This is a genomic window from Planococcus dechangensis (assembly GCF_042654465.1).
Lineage (GTDB): Bacteria > Bacillota > Bacilli > Bacillales_A > Planococcaceae > Planococcus > Planococcus dechangensis.
Genome location: NZ_JBHSGL010000015.1, coordinates 249,814 through 272,964, shown reverse-complemented (window position 1 = coordinate 272,964; position 23,151 = coordinate 249,814). Strand labels below are relative to the sequence as shown.

The window sequence follows — 23,151 nt, the reverse complement described above, 5'->3', positions numbered from 1 at the left end:
GATCGAAATGGCAGGGTTTCATTCACTCTAAGCGCTGCGCATACAATACGCAATGAGCACAAACGACAACCGGCTCGTTTTGGTCATTGAAATACTTGCGCGGCTCTTTTGCTTTTTGCTTGCATACTGCGCATTTCTTTTTGAAAATCGAGAACATCAATGTCTAGCTCCTTTGTGTAGAGGAATAGTGGCTGTGAAAAATTGAATGGACGACACCAGCATCCACAGTTGCAATGCGCCGATATTGAGCCGTTCGACCAGCCCGAAATACGGCCAGCCGTTAGCGAAAAAAATGGCCGTGGTGCCTCCGGCGAGCAGGATAAAAATCCCTGTGATGATGGAATAATTCCCGTAGTTCCGGAAGCCGGGAACTTTTCTCAAGCCAAACCCGATGAGCAACGGCGCAAGAATCGTCAACGGCACGATCAAAGCGGTAATCACGAGATGCATGATTCCTTGGAATGTCATCGCCGCACCGCCTGCATCTTGCGGAAACAAGCCATACGTGATGGACACCACATGCAGCACTAGGAAAACGAGCGCGCCTATTCGGGCTAGCTTCGGCGCAAAACGCTTCAATAATAGATAGACGCTGACAGCAAACACGATTGAAAACATGCCATATAAAACCGTGATGGCGGTCAATAAGACGCGGTCCTGCGCCCCTTGAGCCGTCAAATCGCTGATTGGCTGTTGGAGATGGCTATACCCTTCCCACAGCCATCCCCCAAGTACGACGTGGAGAACATATAAAAACACACCGAATGCTCCGAAAATCGTTAGTTTCCGTGCCATAAGCTTGGCCTCCCCAAACGAACTTCCCCTATGTCGCTGCTCACGATCAATTACTGGTTTTCATATGTTTATTATCCCTAATCCAACTCTTTTTGGAAATATTTTTGCTTTTACTTGTCCGCATAGAAAAAACACCCTGCACGATGCAGAGCGCTTTGGTTTTAGGAGTTAGATTTCCGCTGGTTGTTCCATTGCTTTTCGCCACTGGACGACTTCCCGCTCTTCGATTTGCTTCTCGAGCGTTTCATCCCAAGTGGATATCGAAGTATTCCATACACGCGCATAGAAGATATCCTGTTGTTGATCGTATAGCTGGAACTCTATGCATGGAATGGCTATAGTTTCGATCGGCTCGCACTGCACAACGTCCGTGACGATGACTTGATAGCTTTCTTCTGTGCTGTTCTTTTCTGCTGTTAACAGCTCGAAAACGCGCCCGTGATCCGCCTTGCCCTCTATTGCATAGCGGTAAATTGCCAGCTTGCTGTCCAACTCTGGTGCACTTTCACTTATCAGTCGGTACTCATCATGCGCTGCGCTATAAGATAACAGCGCTTCGCCCCCGTCCATCTCTTCCTCGAAAATGCCTTTTTCCAAATGTCCGTGGCCTTTATCGGTCAGCTCATAGCCTTTGGCACCGACACGGATCAATTCGGTGCGCTTCATTTTGTCGATCAAATCACGGATAAACAGTTCTTCGACAAACAGCATTTCGGCCAACTGGGCAGGGCGTCGGATATCCGCTTCCTGGAACGTGAGCAAGAGCATTTTCATTAAGATGTCCATCTGGAGCCGTTTGACGCGCGCAAAAGCTATTTTGTAAGTGACGACCGGCAATTGCCACATTTGCTCGCCTAGGACCGAGACGTCCATATTCACCAACAATTCCGCCCGCAAATCATTCTTCAGTTTGTCCACTTGCTCACCCCTTCTGCAGCACTTTCACGCCGTTTTTCTGTTCGGCGATGTCGAGTACGTGCTGATACATCTGCTTTGTTTCCACTTTTTTCGCCCGCTTCGTGAACATCTCCGAACTGCCGATCATCACCAATAATTGCTTGGCGCGCGACAAGGCGACGTTCAGTCGGCGGTAATCTCTCGCGAAACCGATGTCGCCGCGGTCGCCGCGGTTGTTTCTGACCATGCTCAGCAAAATGATCTCCATTTCGCTGCCTTGGAAACGATCGACGGTGCCTGTACGGATCGTTAAGTGAGGCAGGCGCAGCTCTTGGTCGATCATGCGCTGCAGCCTTTTGACTTGTTCGCCGTAAAACGAGATGACACCGACCGTTTTCAGTTCATGCTCGCCCATGCGACCGGCCTGTTTCGCTTCACCGGTCGCTTCGTTGAGCTCCACCAACAAGCGGCTGATCTCCGAGAGTTCTGATGGATTGTACAAACTTTTCCCGCCGCTCATCCGCTCCTCGAAATACGCCGGTTCATTCGGCAAATCGAGCCACATGAGATGATTTTCGCGCTTGACCGATGCCGACTCAAGGAAATGGTCGCGCTCGTTGTCCGAATCCGCTAGCCCACATTGCAATTGCACGTTCTCGTGTTTGTAAAATGGTGCGATCGTTTCCATAATGTCTTCATGCATGCGGTATTGGATGGCGAGCATCGTCTTGTGCGACTCCGGCAAGTTTTTATACAAGCGCTCGAACAGCGATTCTTCGAGCAATTTTTCGAGTTCGCGCTTTTCTTCAAAGCCGCTGCCTTCTTTGATCATTTCTTCGAGCGTTTCTTCCAAGGTGTCATTGCCAAGCAGCGGCGGCAATTGGTGATGGTCCCCGACCAAAATCACTTTTTTGCCTTTAAGCATCGGCAACAGCAGTTCAGGCGGTGTCGCTTTTGATACTTCGTCGATGATGACGACATCGAACACGGGGTAATTGTCCTGGAAGTCCTTGCGCGCCGATGCGACGCATGTCGTTCCGATGACGTTGGCGTGCTTGATGTACAGTTTACGGATTTCGTCCAAATCGTGGCCGCTCGCCGATTCCAATAATTCCAGCCATTTTTTTTGCACCGACTGCAGCAATGGCAAATTCTTCTGTTCCTGCTTGAGCGACTCTTGATCGAATGACAGGCTCGCAAGTTGCTTCGCCGTCTCTTCGTACTCGGCTTGCGGGTCTGAGGCGAGGAGTTCACTTAAAGATGCAAGTTCTCTTTCTTTAACCGCTATGCGCCCTGCCGCTTGCGCCAGTTCTGCATCGATGTCGATGATCTTCGATTCGGTTACAGCAAATGCCTTCGTTTGTTCCGCATGCTGGGCTTGCTGTTGTTCCAAGCGTGTTGCTGCTTGTTTGAAAACAGCCTGGTCTTGTTTTAATTGATCGAGTTGTGCTTTCTGTTCGGCAATGGCTTGTTCGATATCAGCCGGAATGTCGATCGCCACGGCCAATTGCTTCGCCTGCTGGTCGAGCCGGTCTAGTTCAAAGCGTTGCCGCTCCCATTGCTCGAGACCTTTTTCATCCAAGGCAAGATAATGCTGGTGCTGCTTGTCGAGTTCACTGCTGAGAGCTTTTTTCAATTGCCCGAACGCCCGCTTGGATTCGTCGATATACACTTCTGACGCTTTAAGCATCGCGCCTCTGCGCCACACATCGTTTTGCCGTTTGTACAGACCCGTCAACGCCTTGGCGAGAACGGCCGAATCGATTTGCTGCGAACTTTTCAATAAAGCGCGCAACTGGTCAAGAAACTGGTCGATATCAGCTGAGGTGAATGACTCGCTTTGCGCTAAGGCGCGCTCTTTCACTTGCGCTATGTTCATCCCGGAAGGTGCCAACAGCTTTTCGACATAGCCAATCGCCGATGTGACACTGCTATTGTAGTTCTCGAGCTTTTTGCGCTCGGCCATTTTGTCGCGGATCATGTCCAGTTTGCTGAGGGAAAACGTGATGGCAGGCACTTCTTGGATTTGTTGTTCAGCCATCACCTGCATCAAGCTGTCGACTTTCTTTAGGCTATCGACTGTCTCGAGCACGGCTTCTTTAGTGTTCACCAGCGCCATGACATCGTCGCGCTGTTGTTCGACCGATGCCATGTCACGGCGCAATGCCGTTATTTGTTCTGTCACTCGTATTAACTGTTGCGCGCGTTCGAGCTGGCGGATCGTTTCTGCAATGCGCTGTTGTTCGCTTTCAAACCACTCGTCGTCTTTGCCGCTATCGAGCAGTTCTTGCGTTTTACCAATCGATGCCAGGAGCGTTTCAATTTCCCCCGCAATTTGTTGTTTGCTGTTGGTTGCTTGTTGTTTTTCCAGTTCGGATGTACGCATGTGATTGTGCTGTTGTTCTATGGAAGACTGCAGTTCACGCTGGCGTTTTTGCGCTTGTTTTTTGTCTTCCACGGCTTTTTTCAAGTGGTCGAAGACCGGCTGCAATTCTGCATATGCTTGTGCTGTCGCCGACAATTTCTTGTCGATTTCGATTCCGCGGAGCTTTCGCGCTTCATATTGCGAGGTGATTTCTTTTAAGGTATGGTCTTTCCAATACTGGCCGACGTTTTCTTCGATGAATTTCTTGCCGTCTTCTTCGATGCTTTCCGTTCTGCCGACACGCAAGATGCGGATGTCTTTATGCGCGAGCAGTCGCCCAAGCGCATTATCGACCGCCAAATTCGATTGTGAGGCGACGAGTGTGCGCAAGCCTTTTTTCGCGTTCTGCAAGCAGATTTCTGAAATGACCGTTGTCTTGCCCGTTCCCGGCGGCCCTTGAATGACGTATAGGTCTTCCGCCGACATCGCACCGGTGACTGCTTGCTGCTGGAATTCGTTCAAACGGTTGTGGAAGCTTAATGTCTCCAGCTCTTTGAGTGCTGCGACTTTCGGCTCCTCTTCAAACAGCAAGCGGTCGAGCTGCGGATTGACCGCGAGTCCCTTTTCGAGATTCGTGAAGCCCTGACGCAGACGCCGGATTTGGCTGAGTGCCGCAAAATTGCTGAAGACGACTTCTTTTTTCGACAGTGCGTGCCCTTTTTCGCGCAGCTGCTTGATGATGTATGTATTGAGCTCGACTTCGATGGTGCGATTTTTCGTCTTCGTGACGGAACCGACATCGCCTTCGATTCCGGTCAGCCGGACGCTCAAATTGCGCAGGTTTTTCCATTCATTGTCGTTCATGCGGCAGCCGGTCAATGTGATGCGGCTGAAATCATGGCTGAACGCCAAATTCGAATAGCCTGTCTTGATGTCTGGGATGTCCATGCCTTGCTCTTGGATCTTCAAATAGCCTTCCCAGCTCGAGATGCGCTTTTTCACATAGTCCGAACGCTCTTTCGCCGGCGTCATCCGGTTGATCATATTGATGAACGCCACCGGCACCGGATCTCGTGAATTGTTGAACGCGATCGACTCCTCGCGCTGCCAATTCGTCCCAAGTGCCTGATAGGCTTTTCGTAAAGTCACATTCGTCACCAATAACTGATGGTTCGCGAACACACAATGAAGGACGATCAACTGCCCATTTGCCTCATCCGTCAATCTCCGCGTTTCCTCAAGACCGAAAAACAGCGCAACCGAAAGCGAGCCATCCGCACTTTGTGGATAGCGCTCGAGAAATACCTGAAACGGTTTGTCCGCCATAAAAAATGAGCGTTCGCTAATGCCGAACCCTCTCATTTTTTCTGATGCGGTTTTAGTTAAACGTAAAGACGTATTATATGTTTTTGTCTGTGCTGCCATCATGTCATCACCTGTTCTGTAGAACTGAAAAAATCCTCTTGGCCTCTCAATCCGGAAAGAGAGTTTGTATCTTATCATATCATCTATAAGCAGTCTTTAGCTGATGAACTTGTGAATTTTTAAGAGAGCAAGTTTTCAAATATCGGTCGAATACGAGCTTTTTCCTCCCTTTCAAGCGATATCAAAAAACCTCCCGTTGACCCGAGGCTTGGTAAGCCCAGAAATCATCGAGAGGTGGTTTTGATTTTTTTATTGCGCCGTATAGCCGCCGTCGACCAGAATCGTCGTACCGGTAGTAAAGTCATTTTCACTGAGGAAAATGATCGCGTGGGCGATTTCATCCGCTTTGCCGATGCGGCCGATTGGATGCTTGCTGACCAGCTGCCCGTAAAACTCTTCGCCGAGTGCTTCACGGCTGACCATTCCGGATTCGACATAGCCAGGCGCGACAGCGTTGACGCGGATATTATGCTTGGCATATTGAAGCGCTAATGATTTCGTCATGAGGTTGACCGCGCCTTTGGATGCGTTATAGGCAAACGCTGCCCCTTCGCCAACACTTCCAAGAATAGAGGAAGTGTTGATGATAGCGCCTCCACCGTTATTCATCATGTGGCGTATGGCGTGCTTCGCGCCGAAGAAGATGCTGTCCTGATTGACCGCAATGACTTTATGGTAATCTTCATAGCTTAGCTCATGCGTTTCCGTCAGCGCGCCGATGCCGGCATTGCTGACGAGCAGGTCGATGGTGCCGAACTGCTCGATCGCAAAATCGATCATGCTCTTCACTGAATCCTCGCTTGCTACATCCACTTTGATGAACAGGATGTCTCCATCGTTCTTCAAGCTCTCTGCCGCCTGCTTGCCGCCCTCTTCATTAAAATCGGCAATGACCACTTTGGCGCCTTTTGCTAAATACGCTTTTGCTGCTGCGAGCCCGATGCCGGAAGCCCCACCCGTGACGACTGCCACTTTTCCTGCTAAATCCATCCATATCTCCTCCTATTCAAATAGGTGTTCACTTAGTATACTATCAGAATTATCTGTAATTTTAAGAGTTATTGGCATTTATTCATGAATTTTCTAGATCACTCATTAAAGCATGGAGTTTCCGTACGGTGTTGACGTTGCGGATCGTCATCAGCTTATACAATTTGGTTCCGACAATTTTCGCCATCCCGCTCTTTGTCACCTTGTTCCGGTCGACCGACCACAGTATCGCTCCGGGCACGTATTGAATGCGGTCGATTTCCGGCTTGAGCGGCAATTGATCCAATACCGCTTCGCTATCTATTTCTTCCCATAAAAATAACACATCACTTTTCAGTTGATCGTCATTGGTCCATTCTTTCGGCACCGCTTCCGCGATGAGGCGGAATTGATCGAGCGAGTAAACGAGCACCTTGATGCGCAGCCCGAAACTGTTAATAATGGCCGCTTCCAAAACCGCTGCGACTTCCTCTTTCGGGCGCTCATCCGTGAAGACGATGTTTCCGGAGTTGATATAGGTTTTCACCGAATCCATCCCCGACTGTTCAAATGCACTTTTCAATTGTTTCATATCGATTTTATTATTGCCTCCGACATTGATGCCTCTGAGCAGTGCTGTGTAAATCATCAATATTCACCCCTTACGAAGAAAATCAAAGAATCTAGCTGAATGAAAAATCCGGTAAACATTCCAACTTCCAAAAAACCAATCCAATCATTCCCATCAGAATACCAATGTTTTGACTGCTGATTGGCAAAAAGCGTAAAGTAAAGACACTAGCTGACAAGGAGGAATTGCGAAAATGAATGATATTCCATTAATCGTCACCACGGACTGGCTTGCTGAGCGCATGGGGGATCCTGACTTGCGGATTGCCGACGCAACAGTATTCATGAACTTCCCGGAAATCGGCGGGCCACCCAAAGTCGAATCGGGTCGCGCGTCCTACGAACAAGGCCATATTCCAGGAGCAGTCTATGCAGACTTGCTCGGAGAATTATCGGCTGCCGATGCGAATTTGCCTTTTACTGTCCCGTCCCGTGACGTGTTCGTCGACAAAATGACACAGCTCGGCATCGGCGACGGAACTTATACGGTCATCTATGACCAGAACGCACTCGTCGGCGAATCGGTCGCCGCTTCCTACTGGGCTTCGCGACTTGCTTGGCAGCTGCGCTACGAAGGATTCGATCACATCGCCATTCTAGAAGGCGGCTTGCAGAAATGGCAGGCGGAAGGACGCAGACTGTCTGCGGAAAAAACGTCTTATCCGATGGCGAGCTTCACCGGACAGCGTCGCACCGAAATGCTCGCGACAAAAGAAGACGTCCAACGAGCGATCGAAGATGAAAACACTATCCTCATCAACAGCCTATCGCCGGATGAATTCCGCGGAAACCGGCCGGACGACCCGCGCAGCGGCCACATCCCAAGCAGCGAAAACGTTTATTTCGGAAGCCATGCCGACGAACAGACGAAAACACTTTTTGATGATGACCAATTGCGTGCAGCCTTTGAAAAGAGCCAGGCTCTCGACCCCGATAAAAAAGTCATCACGTATTGTGGAGGCGGCATTGCCGCTACGTGGAGTGCATTGCTGCTCAACAAACTCGGACAGCCGAACGTTGCTGTCTATGATGGCTCTATGAATGAATGGGCGAGCGACCCGTCCTGCCCAATCGTGAAAAGTGAAACTTAACAGCCATCTTCCCTCCAAACTCCCGACAAAAACTGTCCGGGAGTTTTTTTCTTTGAGTCGATTGACAGGCAATTTGCACAAAACGCGATCCTCAAGTCATTTTCTTTTTGCGCTTCAGCATTTTTTTCTTTTTCTTTTCTGAAACAAGCGGCTTCGGAGCCGGATTGTAATCGTCCGCGTATAGGCCGGTATACACTTTGTACCATTCGAAAAAGTGCACAAAGATCACCTTAAGCACGGCGTAAACCGGGATTCCAAGAATGACCCCCGGCAAGCCGAACAGGCTGCCTGACGTTAACAGAACGGCAATGATGGTGACCGGATGGATATTCAAATTGCTGCCGAGCACAAGCGGTTGGATGACACGCCCTTCTAAGGCTTGCTCGATCGCGAAGACAATGAGCACCTTAATCAACATTATCGGCGAATGCACCACAATGGCGATGACGACAATCGGAATAAGCGCGATAAAAGTCCCTAAAAACGGAATCAAGTTCAACGCACCAGCTAAAATTCCAAGCGTCAGCGCATACTCAAGCCCGATGATGCTAAAGCCAATCCAAAACATCAACCCGACACAAAAGGCGACGATCAACTGGCCTCGGATGTATTGGCTGATTTGCTGGTTCATCTCACGCAGCAATAAATAACTTTGCTCGCGCATATTGGATGGCACAAACTTCATGATGTGATAAGGCAGATGATGTCCGTCCTTCATCAGGTAGAACAAGATGAACGGTGTCGTGATCACAGCGAGTACAGTTGTCGATACAACCCCGAATACATTCCCGATGCCTGTAACAGTCGTCCCTACGACGTCATCCGCTTGGTCAGTGATGGACGCCGAAAAACCCCCTTCACTTCCTGTCAATTGCATTTGTAATTGCGATAATAAATCACTTTGAAAGAAGGCATCGATTTGCGCAATAAACCGGTCTACATAATCTTGCCAGTTTTCCAAGAGGCTCACAGTCTGTTCACGGATGACCGGTATCAATGCCGTGATGCCCCAGGCAAGCAGTCCCACAATCACCACAAAGACGATGGAAATGCCCCCGATGCGTTTGATATTCTTTGTCTCCATCCAGTCGATGAGCGGATTCAATAAATAATACAGCACCCCGGCCATAATGATCGGCAGCCCCATGACGCTAAAAAATGCCCTCAACGGATCAAAAATAAAACTGATTCGCGGAAGCAGCAATAAATTCACTTGAATCAACAAAATGATGATCAGGACCGATACCGCCTTGTTGTTGAGCACCCACTTCACAAACCAGGAAGCTGCATGGCTGAACACATTTTGATTATTGTCCTGCCCCATCGAAATCCACCCCTCTCAAAGCGCAACTTGTATTATCATCGTCAACGCTATAGGCATGCAGCGGCAATTGCATTCCGAAATATTGATGGCTCTTACCCCATCCTAATAACCTTCAGCACAATAAATAAAGTTATATAACCATTCTCTAAAAAGACAAAAAAGCCTCTAACTGGCATCAGGAATTTGTAGAACTTAGCAGGAATATTGCCCGCCCAAACAAAAACCATCCCATTGCGGCGAAACGCGGCCAGAATGGGATGGTTCTCTTTGCTTTAACTCCATTTATTTTTCACTGGAATAAATCAGTTCGTTTTCGACAAACACTTTGCAATGGATTTTGTAAAAGCCGCCGACAGCGACTTTGATGTTTTTAAAGCCATCCGTGCTTTTCATCTTGCCGTTCAAATCGCCCCGAAAGCTAAGCCCCAGATTTTCATCTTGCAACTCTCCGTCTACATATAGCTTTTCTCCTTGGAACCAGCGATTTTCGACTAGAATATGGCGGCCTTCGTGAGTAACATCGAAAGTTTTCTTCATCGTTGCCCTCCTCTGGTTTTCCAGATTAATGGATATACGTTTATATTTCCCCTTATAATTTCCAATTAAACTTCATGATATTCTTTAAAAAACATCTTGAACTCACCTTGATTTTTTATGAGTCAGCCGAATCTTCCATCCTGCCTTTCCACAATTTCACTAGCGCCTTCTCCTTCTTTCGGTTAAGTCCAGCTTTCCGTTCTAGATCCGCATGCTCTGCTTCCCATTCGCGCGTATCTTGAATTGTTTTCGATAGTGGACGGAACGTGAGGCCAGCTTTCAGCGCTTTTCGGATATCGAGCGCGAGGAAGCCTTCCATCTTTTCTCGGTCTGGAATCCATAACGGCAGTTCCATCCAAAACCCGACATCGTTCTCTAATAAAAAGCTTTCGTCTGCCCACACCAGTTCGGCTCCGGTGTTCAAAACCACACAGCATTCCTCCAATAAAGCTTCCATCGTCAACGAGATTTCAGGACCGGTTGCATTGAACTTGCCCGTGACCTTTTCTTCAACCATGCGAACGATCCACTCCGCCAGATCGCGTACGTCGATAAACTGCACTTGCTTATCTTTGCGCCCGGGTGCGAGTACGTCGCCACCTTGTGCGATGCGGTTTACCCAATAGCTGAAGCGTCCCGAAAAATCATAAGGCCCGACAATCAAGCCAGGCCGAATGATGAGGCTTTGCCCTGGAAAAGCTTTCTCCACTTCCTGCTCGCATAAAAACTTCAATTCGCCGTAGTATTCATTGTTCATCGGACCCGCCGTCCCTTTTGTCATTTCTTCGGCTTGTTCAAGCGAAAGTTTGCTGACGGGATGATTTTCATCGATTCCCGGCCGCTCCAATTCGTCATAAACTGACGCGCTTGAGATGAACGTGTAATGCCCAGTATTTCCCGCGAGTAGCTGCGCCGATTCGCGGACTGTACGCGGCACAAAGCCGCATGTATCGATGACCGCATCCCACTTCTTGCCTTCGAGCGCATGCAAATCGCCATTGCGGTCGCCGATCAATTTCTCTGCCTCCGGAAAAAGATCCGGATTTTCTTTTCCGCGGTTGAATAAGGTAACTTCGTGCCCTCGCTGCAGCGAGGTTTCCGCGATAAAACGCCCTAAAAAACGGGTGCCGCCAAGGATTAAAATTTTCATTTACTTTCCCCCTATTCAGTTTAGCTGACCTGTTGCATGGAATCCTTCTTTATCACAAGGATATTCACTCCTGGATTCAAAAATCCTCCACTCTACTTTCCATGCGCTGACTCAGAATTCAATTAAACGGATCATCCTAAAATAGATTGCATTGTATTTTAGTTCCATTTCCTAGGAGCAAACCTTGAACAACTCAAAAGCCGTCTGCAAAACGTCCGACCTATACAACGCAAAGGTGCTTTATCTGCTTCGGAGAATCTTTATATATTTGAGATCATTAAGTAAAGTAACTTCCGTTATACTCAATACCCCAATTACCGGATTAAGCAGCTGCTGTTATACGCTGTCCCTCTGTTTTCAGCCCCCCGTTTTCTGCTTCATCAATACTGATCCGCAAAAAGCCACCACACAAGTGTTGTCGAAAAGCCTACAACCCCAACCAGCAGGACAAGCAATAGGCTGCTGGATTCCAAACCGCCCTCTATTCCCGTCATACCGCTGAACAGTGCTGGGACAGCCCATGGGAAATATTCGCCATAGCCGATAGCGGCAATAATCTGCGCACACACGACCATAAAAATGACAAAGCCGACCGGCGCCAAGAATCCTTTTCCGTAACAAGCGAAAAAGGCGACAGGTGGGCTCAACGCCAAGGTCAATGCGGTAGTGGACGCTAGCAGATAAAATCCATCCACCGCTGTTGCATAAGACCAGTCCGGAAGTCCAACTACCATGCCGGCTAACATGCCGATGGCAATCACATATAAACTCAACAGCAGACACGTGACCAGGACAGTGACGAACTTGGCGATGACGATAAGCGTTCTATGGACGGGCAATGACAAAAGATCTTTAATTGTCCGGTCTGCGTATTCCCTGCCGAACACCCAGCTCGTAACAAAACCGAAAACAATGATCCCCCCCACCGCAATGATTTGGGCGAGTAAGCTGAAAAATGCTGGCCACGTCGCTTCCCCAAGCAGTTGTGCTTTGTCACCAAGCAAGCCCGAACTTCTGGCCAGTTCAGGATCTTTCAGCACAAACATAAAAAACCCACCCATCAAAGGCGCCAAGGTAAAAATCGCAAGTGTGATCCAGATCATTTTGGATTTCCTGATTTTTATATTTTCTGCATCCAACGCTGCTGTAAAGTGCCTCATGGTTCCCCGGACTCCTTTCGGATGGATCTCAGGAAATAAGCTTCCAACGATTCTTCCTCAACACTTATATGAATAAGCGAAAATCCATTGTTCACCAATATTCCAGAAACAGTTTCCGGCTTTTCCAACATATCCTTGCCGCTGATTTCCAGGAATCCCCGCTCTCCGATTCGGCAAGCTATGCCCTGCGATGCCAAAGCCTTAGCCGCCGCTTCATTTTGTCGAGTGCCAATTAAAAGTTTGCGCTCAATCAGACTTTCCAATCGATCCGCTTCGAATTCTTCAATCAAACGGCCGTGGTGGATGATTCCGATTTTATCTGCAATCAGCGCCACTTCGCTGAGAAGATGGCTCGATAGAAAAATGGTTACGCCTTTATTTTTCGCCAAGTTCCGCAGCAATTCCCTTACTTCCACAATTCCTGCCGGGTCCAATCCATTGACCGGTTCATCTAAAATAAGGATTTCCGGCTGATGCAAGAGAGCTTTTGCTAACCCGAGGCGCTGGGCATTTCCGAGAGATAGATGCTTGGCTTTGCGGTTTGCATACGGTGTTAATTGCAACTCGCTGATGGTATGATCCACAGCACGGGTATCCTGAATCAGCCGAAGCTTGCGGATCAACTCCAAGTTCTCTTTCACGGTGAGTTCCGGATAAGCATACGGCGTCTCCACCATATAGCCGACTTTTTCCCACAACTTATAATTAGAAAGCTTCACTTTTTCCTCGAGCAGAAAGCAGGACCCGCGAGTCGGTTTGATCATGCCGAGCAGCATGCGGAGGGTGGTCGTCTTGCCGGAACCGTTCAATCCGATAAATCCGTAGATTTCCCCCTTCCTCACTGTCAGCGAGAGATCTTTAACGGCTTGCGTTTCTTTATAGCGCTTCGTTAACTTTTCGATTCTTATGACCGCCTCCATTATCACCCTCTCCTTTACCTGATACTATTCGCCGGAAATTATCGGAAGCCTGTAAATTTCATCATCACTTAGCAGCATTCCATAAAAAAGAACCGGAGATGTATTCGACACACTTCCGGCTCTTACTTGATCTAAAATTTCAATTGGTTTTTTTAAAGGTAAGCCTGAAATCATGCTCCCAGGTAACACCATCTTCCGATTGTTCCCAAGAGGCTTCAATCGCGTTTCCAGATTCATCGGCAGTTCCGATAAAACGCTGAACGAAATCGAGTGGTGAAAAATCGGGCTTTTCCCGCCACAACTTCCATATGCCAGACTCAAAACTCATCTCGTACAAACGCGTCACACCACGCGAATCAAAATAATGCTGAATGTACTGACCGGTGGGAGCATTCCAGTCGTAGATAATCGTGCTGCTCGGGAATTCTGGTTGCTCGATTTTTGTATGCTGAATGAGATAACTATCATCCAGCCATTCAAAACGGGTCTCCCCCACAATCGGGACGGGCCGAAGATGTGGATGGATGATTTCGACCGTCCAAGTTCCAATGAAAAAATCCAGCCGCATTATCATTTCTTTGCGAGTTGACGATTCCATCATTGATCCTCTCCCATCCCATTTTTATAGCTCCTCTTCCCGACATATGCCATACTGAAACCATAACGATTAGGGGGGAATTCAAATGACAGAGTTAAATGCTATGATGGGCTGGACATTCGTTCAAGAAATTGATGTACCGGAATCGGTCAAAGAATTGCTCGTAGATGGTGAAATAGCCAAAGTCGCCTATAAAACCGTACGCGACACGGCCGTCGTCACAAATAAACGCATCATCATTTCCGACAAACAAGGACTGACCGGCAAGAAAGTCGAGATCTACACCATCCCATTCAAATCGATCAATATGTATTCGACCGAAAATGCAGGAACCTTCGATGCCAATGCGGAAATCCAGCTTTGGACAAGAGCCGGAAACTTCAAACTGAACTTGAACAAAAAAGTCGATATCCGCAAGCTCGATAAAATTATTGCGGAAGCGATCCTATAGATACGAACTGACAGCCTCTTTCACTTGGAAAGAGAGCTGTTTTGCTTTATACAACTTATTCATATCTTCCATCATCGACGATATCTCCAAAGAAGTTATTAACATCAGATCTTTAGTATAAAATGACCAAATATTTATAATAATCACAAAACGTTGTCGAATTCCACTATACTATTACACATGGCGTTTTATCATGCTAATTTTTTTCGAGTTTTCAGAAAGGAGGTTCCAGCGGATATGGGCTAATAGTTCATTTCAGAACCACTTCAAAAGGACTGCTGCTGCCATGGTGCACAACTATACATACTTTTACAAACTATCTTAATAAGGAGTGTTTCAATGACTAAAAGATCCATGACCAAATTACTGATGCTTTTCTCCATCTCGCCCTTTCTCCTAATGGCCTGCTCGAGCGACGAATCCAGCGGCGATGAAGCGGGTGTTCAAGATACGCTCATTTTCGCTCGTGGCGGCGACGCCGTATCACTCGACCCATCCGAAGTAACGGACAATGAATCCGAAAATGTTGCACAAAGCGTTTTGGAAACTTTGACGACGTTTGCGGACGGTGAGACGACGACAGAACCGATGCTTGCGACCGAGTGGCAAGAGTCTGAAGACGGCCTTACTTACACGTTTACGCTTCGTGAAGGCGTCCAGTTTCATGATGGAACCGATTTTAATGCGGACGCAGTCGTTTTCAATTTCGACCGTTGGATGACAGGAAGCGGAGAGAACTTCCCGATGTACGGAACCGTATTCGGTGGATATGAGGGCGACGAAAGCCATAATATCGCATCCGTCACAGCCCTTGATGAATCCACTATCGAAATCACTCTGAACAACTCCCAACCGACGCTATTGAAAGACTTGGCGCTCACGCCGCTGTCAATCTCGAGCCCTTCAGCGATTGAAGAATCGGGCGAAGAATATAGAAGCAACCCGGTCGGCACAGGCCCATTTGTGTTTCAGGAATGGCAGCGCAACGAGCGCATCGTCTTGGAGAAAAATGACGATTACTGGGCAAATGGCTTACCGAAACTTGAACAAGTGATCTTCCGCACTATTCCGGATAATTCCGCACGGCTCAATGCTTTGTTGAGCGGCGAAGTAGATCTGGTTGCTGGATTGGATTCGGAAAGCTATGCACAAGTGGAGGGGGATGCAGACCTGATGCTGTTTGCACGCCCGCCCCTCAATCTCGGCTATCTCGGGATGACATTGACCCATGAACCCTTGGATGATCCAATTGTCCGCCAGGCACTCAGCCATGCAGTGAATAAAGACGCGATGGTCGAAGCGTTCTTCGGCGAAGGGGCCATTCCGGCGAAAAATGCAATCCCGCCAGCAGTCGAAGGTTATAATGACGACATCGAACCGTACCCGTATGACCCGGAAAAAGCGAAAGAATTGCTCGCAGAAGCGGGGCTTCCAGACGGCTTTGAAATGGAACTTTACGCCATGCCAGTATCGCGCCCTTATATGCCGGATGGAGAAAAAGTCGCTGAATACTTGCAGTCCAATTTTGCCGATATCGGCGTTGACGCGACCATTGTATCGTTTGAATGGGCCACTTATATCGAACAGGCATTAAACGGTGAAGCCCAAACCTTTTTGCTCGGCTGGACCGGCATGAATGGCGATGCTGATAACTTTATCCATACGCTGTTCCACGGCGACAATATCGGATCTACCAACTCGACTCAATACGATAACGAGGAGTTGAATGCACTGCTGGATGAAGCCCGGACCATTACCGATCAGGAACAGCGCAACGAATTGTACAGGCAAGCGCAAGTCATCTTGCACGAAGATCCACCAGTCATTCCGCTCGTCCACACCTCGCCTGCGCTAGCCGGAAAACAAAACATCACCGGCTTTGACCCGCACCCGACTGGACGCGTCATGACGACGGAAATTGAGTTTGAACAATAAAAGCTGCAAAAACCAAAAGACCGGTTGCCAATTCAGACATGAATTGGCAACCGGTCTTTTTATATGCTCTTTTTTAATAAACAACAGCTATGGAGCTCTTCCGTACACTCTGCTACTCCAATACTTCCACGCCATAATCGGCAGCTAGCCCAAAGAGCTTTTCCAAATCCGTCTCGATATCATCCGGCGGCAGCGCGTAGTCGGCCGCTGAAACGCTGCATTCGATAAACAGCTTTTCCAGTCCGGCAGGTGCCAACATCGATAAGATTTTGGCTGGCTGCGTTCCTTCAACTTTGTACATGTGCGCGATGTCGCGCGGTGCAAAAATAAAGGTCCCGGGTTTCGCTGAAATGGTCTGGTCGCCGATCGTAAACGTCGCTTCGCCTTCCAGCACGTAAAAATATTCATCTTCCTTGTGGTGAATATGAAGAGGGGCGGCAAATTCCGGCGGATCGATTTCTTCGAGAATGCTGAACAACCCACCAGTCTGCTCGCCCATCACTTTCACTTCCATCACCGTTCCCAAAAACCAGTATTTCTTCCCTTCGCCGCTCGCTAGCGCAAATGCCTGAGGCAGCGATTCCATGTTTATCCCCTCCTTATCGTATACCGCCCTTTCCGCCAATTCTTCATGACTGGTTTTTACTGATTGTTTGTGCGCCTCCTCTCTGGTCAGTCCGAGACCTCATGATTTTGTGCATGCGAAAGGCGGTATTTCATAACGTACTTAGATGTTTTTCTCACTTAAAATTATACGCTTTTTTATTATCTTTTTCTATAAATTGATAATAATTTGATATAATGAATAAACCAATCAAAAGCTCTGTTCAAATGATCAAGGCTTGTCCTTATAACGCCGGGTGAAACCTTCCCCTTCCTCATCCGTATTCCCATACAAGAGGTGATAGATCATGAGAAGCCCAAAAGGAATTCCGATGTTGCTGATGTTCATGTTCGTACTGCTCATTCCAACGCATACTTTAGCCGTTGATTTTGACATTACGGAAGTCCGGATCGATGCCCAATTGAACGCAGACGGCACTGCCGATATAACCGAACAGTTCATATATCAGTTTGATGATGATTTTGAAGGCATCACGAGAAGTTTGATTCCAAAAGAAGGAACCTCGATCGACAATTTCTCAGCCACTGAAAACGGCAACACTCTTCGTGTCGAACAAGAAGGCAGCTTATACAAAGTCTACCGCAGCGGCGAGGATGGTGACACAGTCCAAGTCGAGCTCACATACCAAATTATAGATGCGGTCGAAAAGTTTGAAGACGGCGCTGAATTTTACTGGCCGTTCTTCGACAACAGCAACGAAAGTGAATACGGCGATCTAACCATTACCGTCACCCCTCCTGCTCCGGCCGTTGAAACCGAAGCGCTCGGTTACGGTGAAGCATACAATACGGTAAGGATCAGTGAAGGCGGATCTGCCGTTTTCGCACTTGGACAAGTGCCGGATGGCGAAAACGCGGATGTCCGCGCGATTTTTGAACCGGAATTGTTTCCAGGTGTGACTGCACAAAACGGAACCGTCCGCAACGAACTGGCGGCTGACCGGGAGCGCTTGGAAAATGAAGCGATCGCGTTCGCCCAAAACCAACAAACCGCAAGAGGTCTCGGAATTCCCGCTATTACGATACTCGGCGCTATCCTGTTAGCGCTCGTAACGATGGGCTGGCTGCGGGCATCTCGGCGCAAGCGGTCCATCCGCCAGCAACCGTACGAATTTTTCGTACCGGAAGCATCGATGAGCATTCCCGCGCTATTGTACTTCACTCATTCTTCTTCACTGTCGCCGAACGCCATTTCCGCGGCCATCATGGAGCTCATGCGCAAAGGCAATATCCGCCAGCTATCGGAAGATCATTTCGAACTGATCAATCGATCTACCGAGCACGAGCATGAAGATGTGCTGATGGGGCTTTTGTTCGATCGCATCGGAGACGGCCATGAGTTTACACTCGAACAAGTCGAGGTCTATACGAAACAAGAATATAACCACGAGCCTTACAACGAGGCGATTGCTGCGTGGAATACAGGCGTCGGCAATGAAGTCAAATCGCTTCATTTTTATGAAAAGCATCCGCGCTTGCGCTGGACGACCGGCATCATGAGCGCCGCTTTCATGGGACTTGCCATCTATACCGGCATTTACGAATTGTTTCCGTGGATGGCAGCTTCGATTTTCCTGGCCATGCTGGCTTTTGGCTTCGCGCTTAGCTACTCGCCGATTACACAACGGGGCCACGAACTGCGTTATGAGTGGCGGCAATTAAAAGCGGCAATGGAACAATTGCCTGCCGAACAGTGGGAGCGCTTGACGGTAGATGAAAAACAGCGCGCCTATGCCTATCTTCTCGGCAGCGACCAAAAAACCGCCGAGCGCAGAGCATCGGTCTTCATAGCCGCTGAGCCGGCAAATGATGTCTCTGGCTTTGCCATGAACCCGGTGCTTATGACCGCCGTTTTTGTCTCAGCGAGTACCACAACAAGTTCAACCGCCAGCGCAAGCGGCGGCGTAGCCGGAACTGGTGGCGGAGTCGGCGGAGGTGGCGGCGGCTCGGGTGCATTCTAAAACGATAAGCGATACGAAAAGGAGGATGGCCGCAGCCATCCTCCTTTTCTCAGTGTGTTGTATAAGTATAAATCCTGCTATGAAATAATAAGAAGTATATCCTTCCACAACTTTAAAAATTATGTGAGTAAGCTGAGTATATGGAGAAACGTTCGCTCGACTCCTGTGGGTTCAGCGGGTTTGAGAGACCCCGCAGGCCGCGGAGCGGACGAGGAGGCTCGATTTCCGCCCCACGGAAAGCGAGCGATAAGTTTCGGAAAATACGCTTTTGAAGATTTTCTCATTCTCTTCCTGAAATATAAGCCCATTTATAGCTGAAATCGCCCGTGAACGGATGTGCGATGACATCATACACATACGGTTTCTGAAGTGCCATGCTGCCGAACTGGTACATGCTCGCAATGGCCGCATCTTCTTCCACGATGATCTTTTCCGCTTCCGCAAGCGCCTGCCAGCGCGCTTCCAGCTCCAAGGCCAGCTCGTCGCTCGCTTGTTCTAGCAAGGCGTCCAATTGTCCATTGGAATACGACATGCTGTTTTGGGGTGAATCGGTCGCAAACAAATCAAGGAAGGTAATGGGATCCTGAAAATCCGGGCCCCAGCCGGTGCTTTGGATATCGTAATCCTGCGCTTCGTTTTTATCGAGCAGGACGTTGAATGGCACTTGGCTCATCTCGAGCGTCAAGCCTTCCAAATTGCCTTCCATCTGGTCTTTCATATAGGCATCGATTTTTTTCGAAAGTTCCGTATCGCCGCTCAAGTATTCAAGTGTCAGTTCCGTCAAGCCTTGTTCTTCCATGCCTTCCGCCCACAAGGTTTTGGCTTGCTCAGCGTTGAATGCCATCATGTCGCCGTTCACTTTTCGGAAATCTTCATTGTCCGCATCAAACGTAAATTCCGTTGGGACTAGGAAATCCGCCGGGATCGATCCGTTGGCGAGAACAATATCGGCCAAATCCTGTTTATTGAACGACAGCGCCAAAGCTTTGCGCAATTTCGAATTCGCAAGCGCAGTCGGCTCGCCTTCACGCTCCTGGTTGAATTGCAAATAATAAACAGACGGTTTCAGAATGCGCACGACTTCCTCATCATCTGCGTATTGCATGGCAAATTCGCCAGCCAAACCGGCACGGTCTGCTTCCTCTGTCTCGTATAAATTAACCCCGGTCCCTGCATCCGGGACGATATTGAATTCGACTTTGTCCAATTTCACCGTTTCTACATCCCAATATTCAGGGTTTTTCTCCAGCTCCCATGACGCGGCAGTTGGATCCCAGTTCGCTAAGACAAAAGGACCATTCGACAACAGCTTGTCTGAATCCATGGCGTATTGATCTCCGTGTTCAGATACGTACGCTTCTTTCTGTGGATAAAACGTACCGAATGCCATCAATGACAAGAAGTAAGGAACCGGCCGCTCGAGTGACACGACCAGCGTTTGGTCGTCTTGCGCTTTTATGCCGAGTTCCGATTTGTCCAGTTCACCTTGTGCAATCGCAGCGGCGTTTTTAATCGTGCCTGCCATCATATATGGCCCGTATGTTGAGCCCGTTGCCGGGTCGGCTGCGCGCTGCCATGCGAAGACAAAATCATGCGCCGTCACAGGCGAGCCGTCAGACCAGCTTGCATCGCGCAGCGTGAATGTATAGCTCAAGCCGTCCTCACTGATTTCAGGCTCAGCCGAAGCCATCGCTGGAACCGCCACATTGTGCTGATCCAATCGGTACAGCCCTTCCGCCACATTGTTCAATGTGGTGAATGATACCGCATCGTCCGCCAAAACTGAATCCATGGATGGAATTCCAGATCCCGTCGTCAACCGCAGTTCCTGCACTTCATCGATCTCGCCGTTTTCTATCTCTGTGGCCGTTTCTTCATCTTCACTGCCGCAAGCAGCAAGAAATATAGCAAGAATGAGAAGCAGCCCTGAAAACCAACCGTTCTTTCCCATGTTCATATTTCATCCTCCTAAGTATCTGGTTCTATAACATCTCTCCTTCATTATATATAGATAATATTTTTCTTTAAAAATATGTAAAATTTTGAATTAAATTACATTTATTAAATTCACTTCATTATTTTAGCCATAATTAAAAGACCTTCCGTAAAAACCGGAAGGCCTTGTGACTGTCGACATCATTTCCGGTAATTCACTTGCTTAAAAACGATGCGCATGAATTCGTCGAACGATGAAGAATAACGTTGCCAATGATGATACCATTTACGGATCGTATCGAGCAGCCAGAACGGCACCGGCTTGCCGTCGATGATTGAATAATACTCCTCGTAGGCTTTTTTCAAATGCTCCCAGCGAAAATCATTGCCGGGCTTGATGTATTCGGACACATCGAGCAGTTTCGCGCGGCCGTTTTGCAAGATGATGTTTTTCAAATGGATATCCCTTGGATTCAAGCCAATTTCACGGATGAAGTCGCGCGCTTTTTCCACATCCACAATCGCCTGTTTTGGCACATAGACGCCTTGAAGCAGGCAATCGAACAACGTCGGCCCCTCTTCATATTTCAAGATGAGCATGCGGTCGTCCTTGCCGTAGCAAGTCGAAAAATAAGGAGAAGATCCGATTTGTGCGTAGACCTCTGCTTCCGCTTCAAGTTTGTCCATCTTTCCGTCAGCGTACACTTTAAAAGCATATTCCGGAGCCGAAGTGGACTGAAACACCGCGGCGTCTGTTCCGACTCCGATGCAGCGAAATCCATCCGCGATGCCCATGATGGTGACCGGTTCATTATTAGGGTGCGCCGTCACGGTTACGTTTGCCAGAGCCTGTGCTGCGTGTTGCCAAGTATGTTGCTCCATCCCTATCGCTCCTCATAAATAGCAAGTGGTGACTCTTTATTGAAACCTACTACATCGCGTTTTGTTCTACTGAAAATATAATTTGGATAGTCCAAATAGACTTTGCAATGATTTGTGAAGTTATCATTATATAATACAACAGGTCCGCCTATTTCAAGCGTGTGGTTGCTTATGTGCACCTCAATAAATAAAGCTGGGCATAGTTGTTCATTGAACAAACAAAAAACCCGAATGACGCCACTTCATGAAAGTGTCCATCAATCGGGGTTTTATGTGCTTAATGCCTATTCGAAAGTGATTATTTTCGGTTTTTTTCTTTGATTTTATTTTCCACTTCATCTTTCAATACCATAGCTTTTTCTTTATAGATTGTCGCTTTTTCTTTGTAGTCGTCTTTGTTTTCTTGCCAATGTGCCACGCCTTTGTCAATCGCTTGGTCTTTCAGCGCGTTCAGCTTGTCTAGCAATGCCATAGAAATCATCCTCCCGTTTCCCTGATCATGTGATCAGTTCCACTGGGCTAAGCATACCCGTTTCACGGGGCATTGTCTAAAGAGGAGATGATCATCCCATAAAGCTCCTAGCGATTTTTAAGCCCCCGGTTTCATTTCCTGCTGGTTGATCCACTCGCGAACCTTTTCGACATATGCTTCCGGTTCTTCCACCCCCGGCATATGCGAGCTGTTTTCAAAGACGTGGAATTCCGCATCCGGCACGAGACTTGCATAATACTCGGTCGCCTCTGGTGTAGCCTCGTCAAAACGGCCGCAAGTGAACAAAGCCGGAACTTTGATTTCATGCAAGCGCGTAGTCGCATCGAAATGCTTTAATGTACCGGTGACGGTAAATTCGGAAGCGCCCCACATGAAGTTATACACTTGGTGGTTCATCCCTTTCATATCCTCCACCATCTCTTCCGGCCATGGATCGACACGGCACATATGGCGTTTATAATAAGCGGTCATCGCCTCTTGGTAATCCGCCGAGTCGGTCGTGCCTTCCCGCTCGCTGCGTTCGATCGTCTCCTGGAAGTCCTGCGGGAATTGTTTCAAATAACGCCGCTGATCCTGCTCCCATCTTTGCGCATCTAAAGCAGGCCCAGAGAACATGACGCTGCGTACGCCTTTAGGTTGTTTCAGCAAATAAGTAGCAGCCAGCATCGTTCCCCAGGAATGTCCCAATAAATGAACTTCTTCCAGCTGCAGCGCTTGGATCACTTGCCCCAACTCTTCCACAAAGCGCTCCACTGTCCACAGCGCGGTATCCGTCGGCCGATCGGATTTTCCGCTTCCGAGCTGATCGTAATGAATCACTGGACGCTCACTGCCGAGCTGCCGCAACGGGTCGCTGGTACTGCTTTTTGAACCCGGGCCCCCGTGCAAAATCAACAGCGGAATACCAGGGCCGTTGCCGGTGATCCGGTACCATACATTTCCACCTGTAACCGGGATAAATCCTTCTTTTACATTGTCCATTGATTGGTGCCTCCTTTTGTCATCGTCC

21 protein-coding genes are annotated in these 23,151 nt (G+C 48.5%); 4 read left to right on the top strand and 17 right to left on the bottom strand.

Features of this window, described 5'->3' with window-relative positions; all coding sequences use genetic code 11:
• Nucleotides 1-22: 22 nt before the first annotated feature.
• The 6 genes from ACFO5U_RS15600 to ACFO5U_RS15575 form a co-directional block, all read right to left on the bottom strand.
• Nucleotides 23-157, bottom strand: coding sequence for a hypothetical protein (locus tag ACFO5U_RS15600; RefSeq protein ID WP_377280009.1), 135 nt, complete (start codon nt 155-157; stop codon nt 23-25).
• Nucleotides 157-795 carry a DUF998 domain-containing protein gene (locus tag ACFO5U_RS15595; protein WP_377280008.1) on the bottom strand — a complete coding sequence of 213 codons (639 nt, stop codon included), beginning with the start codon at nt 793-795 and terminating at the stop codon, nt 157-159. Before ACFO5U_RS15595 ends, ACFO5U_RS15600 begins: the two co-directional genes overlap by 1 nt.
• 168 nt (nt 796-963) lie before the next feature.
• Nucleotides 964-1,713, bottom strand: coding sequence for a hypothetical protein (locus ACFO5U_RS15590; protein ID WP_377280007.1), 750 nt, complete (start codon nt 1,711-1,713; stop codon nt 964-966).
• Nucleotides 1,714-1,717: 4 nt separating this feature from the next.
• A complete protein-coding gene (locus ACFO5U_RS15585; RefSeq protein ID WP_377280006.1) occupies nt 1,718-5,482 on the bottom strand; it encodes an AAA domain-containing protein in 3,765 nt (1,254 codons plus the stop codon).
• A 249-nt stretch (nt 5,483-5,731) separates the two neighbouring features.
• Nucleotides 5,732-6,472 carry an SDR family NAD(P)-dependent oxidoreductase gene (locus ACFO5U_RS15580; protein WP_377280005.1) on the bottom strand — a complete coding sequence of 247 codons (741 nt, stop codon included), beginning with the start codon at nt 6,470-6,472 and terminating at the stop codon, nt 5,732-5,734.
• Nucleotides 6,473-6,554: 82 nt separating this feature from the next.
• Nucleotides 6,555-7,100: a DUF1697 domain-containing protein gene (locus ACFO5U_RS15575; RefSeq protein ID WP_377280004.1), complete on the bottom strand. Its 546-nt coding sequence runs from the start codon at nt 7,098-7,100 to the stop codon at nt 6,555-6,557.
• Nucleotides 7,101-7,275: 175 nt separating this feature from the next.
• On the opposite strand from ACFO5U_RS15575, the gene ACFO5U_RS15570 reads away from it, so the two are divergent.
• Complete coding sequence (locus ACFO5U_RS15570; RefSeq protein WP_377280003.1) at nt 7,276-8,172, top strand: sulfurtransferase; 897 nt, start codon at nt 7,276-7,278, stop codon at nt 8,170-8,172.
• 91 nt (nt 8,173-8,263) lie between these two features.
• On the opposite strand, the gene ACFO5U_RS15565 is transcribed toward ACFO5U_RS15570, so the two are convergent.
• From ACFO5U_RS15565 to ACFO5U_RS15540, 6 genes are all read right to left on the bottom strand, one after another.
• Nucleotides 8,264-9,496 (bottom strand): AI-2E family transporter, encoded by a 1,233-nt coding sequence (locus ACFO5U_RS15565; protein ID WP_377280002.1) that lies wholly within the window; start codon nt 9,494-9,496, stop codon nt 8,264-8,266.
• 282 nt (nt 9,497-9,778) lie between these two features.
• Nucleotides 9,779-10,033, bottom strand: coding sequence for a hypothetical protein (locus ACFO5U_RS15560; protein WP_377280001.1), 255 nt, complete (start codon nt 10,031-10,033; stop codon nt 9,779-9,781).
• 115 nt (nt 10,034-10,148) lie between these two features.
• Nucleotides 10,149-11,183, bottom strand: coding sequence for an SDR family oxidoreductase (locus ACFO5U_RS15555; RefSeq protein WP_377280000.1), 1,035 nt, complete (start codon nt 11,181-11,183; stop codon nt 10,149-10,151).
• Nucleotides 11,184-11,563: 380 nt separating this feature from the next.
• Nucleotides 11,564-12,343, bottom strand: a complete 780-nt coding sequence (locus ACFO5U_RS15550) for an ABC transporter permease (protein WP_377279999.1) — start codon at nt 12,341-12,343, stop codon at nt 11,564-11,566.
• Nucleotides 12,340-13,263, bottom strand: coding sequence for an ABC transporter ATP-binding protein (locus tag ACFO5U_RS15545; protein ID WP_377279998.1), 924 nt, complete (start codon nt 13,261-13,263; stop codon nt 12,340-12,342). Before ACFO5U_RS15545 ends, ACFO5U_RS15550 begins: the two co-directional genes overlap by 4 nt.
• A 139-nt stretch (nt 13,264-13,402) precedes the next feature.
• Nucleotides 13,403-13,864: a hypothetical protein gene (locus ACFO5U_RS15540; RefSeq protein WP_377279997.1), complete on the bottom strand. Its 462-nt coding sequence runs from the start codon at nt 13,862-13,864 to the stop codon at nt 13,403-13,405.
• Nucleotides 13,865-13,946: 82 nt separating this feature from the next.
• On the opposite strand from ACFO5U_RS15540, the gene ACFO5U_RS15535 reads away from it, so the two are divergent.
• Together ACFO5U_RS15535 and ACFO5U_RS15530 are read left to right on the top strand one after the other, a co-directional pair.
• Nucleotides 13,947-14,312 carry a PH domain-containing protein gene (locus tag ACFO5U_RS15535; protein WP_377279996.1) on the top strand — a complete coding sequence of 122 codons (366 nt, stop codon included), beginning with the start codon at nt 13,947-13,949 and terminating at the stop codon, nt 14,310-14,312.
• 339 nt (nt 14,313-14,651) lie between these two features.
• On the top strand, nt 14,652-16,247 hold the full coding sequence (locus tag ACFO5U_RS15530) for an ABC transporter substrate-binding protein (RefSeq protein ID WP_377279995.1): 1,596 nt from the start codon (nt 14,652-14,654) through the stop codon (nt 16,245-16,247).
• Between the two features lie 112 nt (nt 16,248-16,359).
• On the opposite strand, the gene ACFO5U_RS15525 is transcribed toward ACFO5U_RS15530, so the two are convergent.
• Nucleotides 16,360-16,833, bottom strand: coding sequence for a cupin domain-containing protein (locus ACFO5U_RS15525; protein ID WP_377279994.1), 474 nt, complete (start codon nt 16,831-16,833; stop codon nt 16,360-16,362).
• 325 nt (nt 16,834-17,158) lie between these two features.
• Here ACFO5U_RS15525 and ACFO5U_RS15520 point away from each other — a divergent pair, with 325 nt between their 5' ends.
• Entirely contained in the window at nt 17,159-18,832 is a 1,674-nt protein-coding gene (locus tag ACFO5U_RS15520; RefSeq protein WP_377279993.1) for a DUF2207 domain-containing protein, read from the top strand.
• A gap of 280 nt (nt 18,833-19,112) precedes the next feature.
• Here the strand turns inward: ACFO5U_RS15520 and ACFO5U_RS15515 are convergent, their stop codons facing one another.
• The 4 genes from ACFO5U_RS15515 to ACFO5U_RS15500 all read right to left on the bottom strand — a co-directional run bounded on the left by ACFO5U_RS15515 (nt 19,113) and on the right by ACFO5U_RS15500 (nt 23,123).
• On the bottom strand, nt 19,113-20,789 hold the full coding sequence (locus ACFO5U_RS15515; RefSeq protein WP_377279992.1) for a peptide ABC transporter substrate-binding protein: 1,677 nt from the start codon (nt 20,787-20,789) through the stop codon (nt 19,113-19,115).
• 179 nt (nt 20,790-20,968) lie between these two features.
• Entirely contained in the window at nt 20,969-21,649 is a 681-nt protein-coding gene (locus tag ACFO5U_RS15510) for a protein kinase family protein (protein WP_377279991.1), read from the bottom strand.
• A gap of 298 nt (nt 21,650-21,947) precedes the next feature.
• Nucleotides 21,948-22,121 carry a hypothetical protein gene (locus ACFO5U_RS15505; protein ID WP_377279990.1) on the bottom strand — a complete coding sequence of 58 codons (174 nt, stop codon included), beginning with the start codon at nt 22,119-22,121 and terminating at the stop codon, nt 21,948-21,950.
• Nucleotides 22,122-22,238: 117 nt separating this feature from the next.
• A complete protein-coding gene (locus ACFO5U_RS15500; RefSeq protein WP_377279989.1) occupies nt 22,239-23,123 on the bottom strand; it encodes a proline iminopeptidase-family hydrolase in 885 nt (294 codons plus the stop codon).
• Nucleotides 23,124-23,151 lie beyond the last annotated feature (28 nt).

Coding starts and splice junctions, on each gene's coding strand:
- ACFO5U_RS15510 (WP_377279991.1), bottom strand. CDS start 21,649: ATGGAGCAACATACTTGGCAACACGCAGCACAGGCTCTGGCAAACGTA.
- ACFO5U_RS15540 (WP_377279997.1), bottom strand. CDS start 13,864: ATGATGGAATCGTCAACTCGCAAAGAAATGATAATGCGGCTGGATTTT.
- ACFO5U_RS15545 (WP_377279998.1), bottom strand. CDS start 13,263: ATGGAGGCGGTCATAAGAATCGAAAAGTTAACGAAGCGCTATAAAGAA.
- ACFO5U_RS15575 (WP_377280004.1), bottom strand. CDS start 7,100: ATGATTTACACAGCACTGCTCAGAGGCATCAATGTCGGAGGCAATAAT.
- ACFO5U_RS15500 (WP_377279989.1), bottom strand. CDS start 23,123: ATGGACAATGTAAAAGAAGGATTTATCCCGGTTACAGGTGGAAATGTA.
- ACFO5U_RS15505 (WP_377279990.1), bottom strand. CDS start 22,121: ATGGCATTGCTAGACAAGCTGAACGCGCTGAAAGACCAAGCGATTGAC.
- ACFO5U_RS15520 (WP_377279993.1), top strand. CDS start 17,159: ATGAGAAGCCCAAAAGGAATTCCGATGTTGCTGATGTTCATGTTCGTA.
- ACFO5U_RS15565 (WP_377280002.1), bottom strand. CDS start 9,496: ATGGGGCAGGACAATAATCAAAATGTGTTCAGCCATGCAGCTTCCTGG.
- ACFO5U_RS15570 (WP_377280003.1), top strand. CDS start 7,276: ATGAATGATATTCCATTAATCGTCACCACGGACTGGCTTGCTGAGCGC.
- ACFO5U_RS15535 (WP_377279996.1), top strand. CDS start 13,947: ATGACAGAGTTAAATGCTATGATGGGCTGGACATTCGTTCAAGAAATT.
- ACFO5U_RS15550 (WP_377279999.1), bottom strand. CDS start 12,343: ATGAGGCACTTTACAGCAGCGTTGGATGCAGAAAATATAAAAATCAGG.
- ACFO5U_RS15555 (WP_377280000.1), bottom strand. CDS start 11,183: ATGAAAATTTTAATCCTTGGCGGCACCCGTTTTTTAGGGCGTTTTATC.
- ACFO5U_RS15585 (WP_377280006.1), bottom strand. CDS start 5,482: ATGGCAGCACAGACAAAAACATATAATACGTCTTTACGTTTAACTAAA.
- ACFO5U_RS15595 (WP_377280008.1), bottom strand. CDS start 795: ATGGCACGGAAACTAACGATTTTCGGAGCATTCGGTGTGTTTTTATAT.
- ACFO5U_RS15560 (WP_377280001.1), bottom strand. CDS start 10,033: ATGAAGAAAACTTTCGATGTTACTCACGAAGGCCGCCATATTCTAGTC.
- ACFO5U_RS15515 (WP_377279992.1), bottom strand. CDS start 20,789: ATGAACATGGGAAAGAACGGTTGGTTTTCAGGGCTGCTTCTCATTCTT.
- ACFO5U_RS15530 (WP_377279995.1), top strand. CDS start 14,652: ATGACTAAAAGATCCATGACCAAATTACTGATGCTTTTCTCCATCTCG.
- ACFO5U_RS15525 (WP_377279994.1), bottom strand. CDS start 16,833: ATGGAATCGCTGCCTCAGGCATTTGCGCTAGCGAGCGGCGAAGGGAAG.
- ACFO5U_RS15600 (WP_377280009.1), bottom strand. CDS start 157: ATGTTCTCGATTTTCAAAAAGAAATGCGCAGTATGCAAGCAAAAAGCA.
- ACFO5U_RS15580 (WP_377280005.1), bottom strand. CDS start 6,472: ATGGATTTAGCAGGAAAAGTGGCAGTCGTCACGGGTGGGGCTTCCGGC.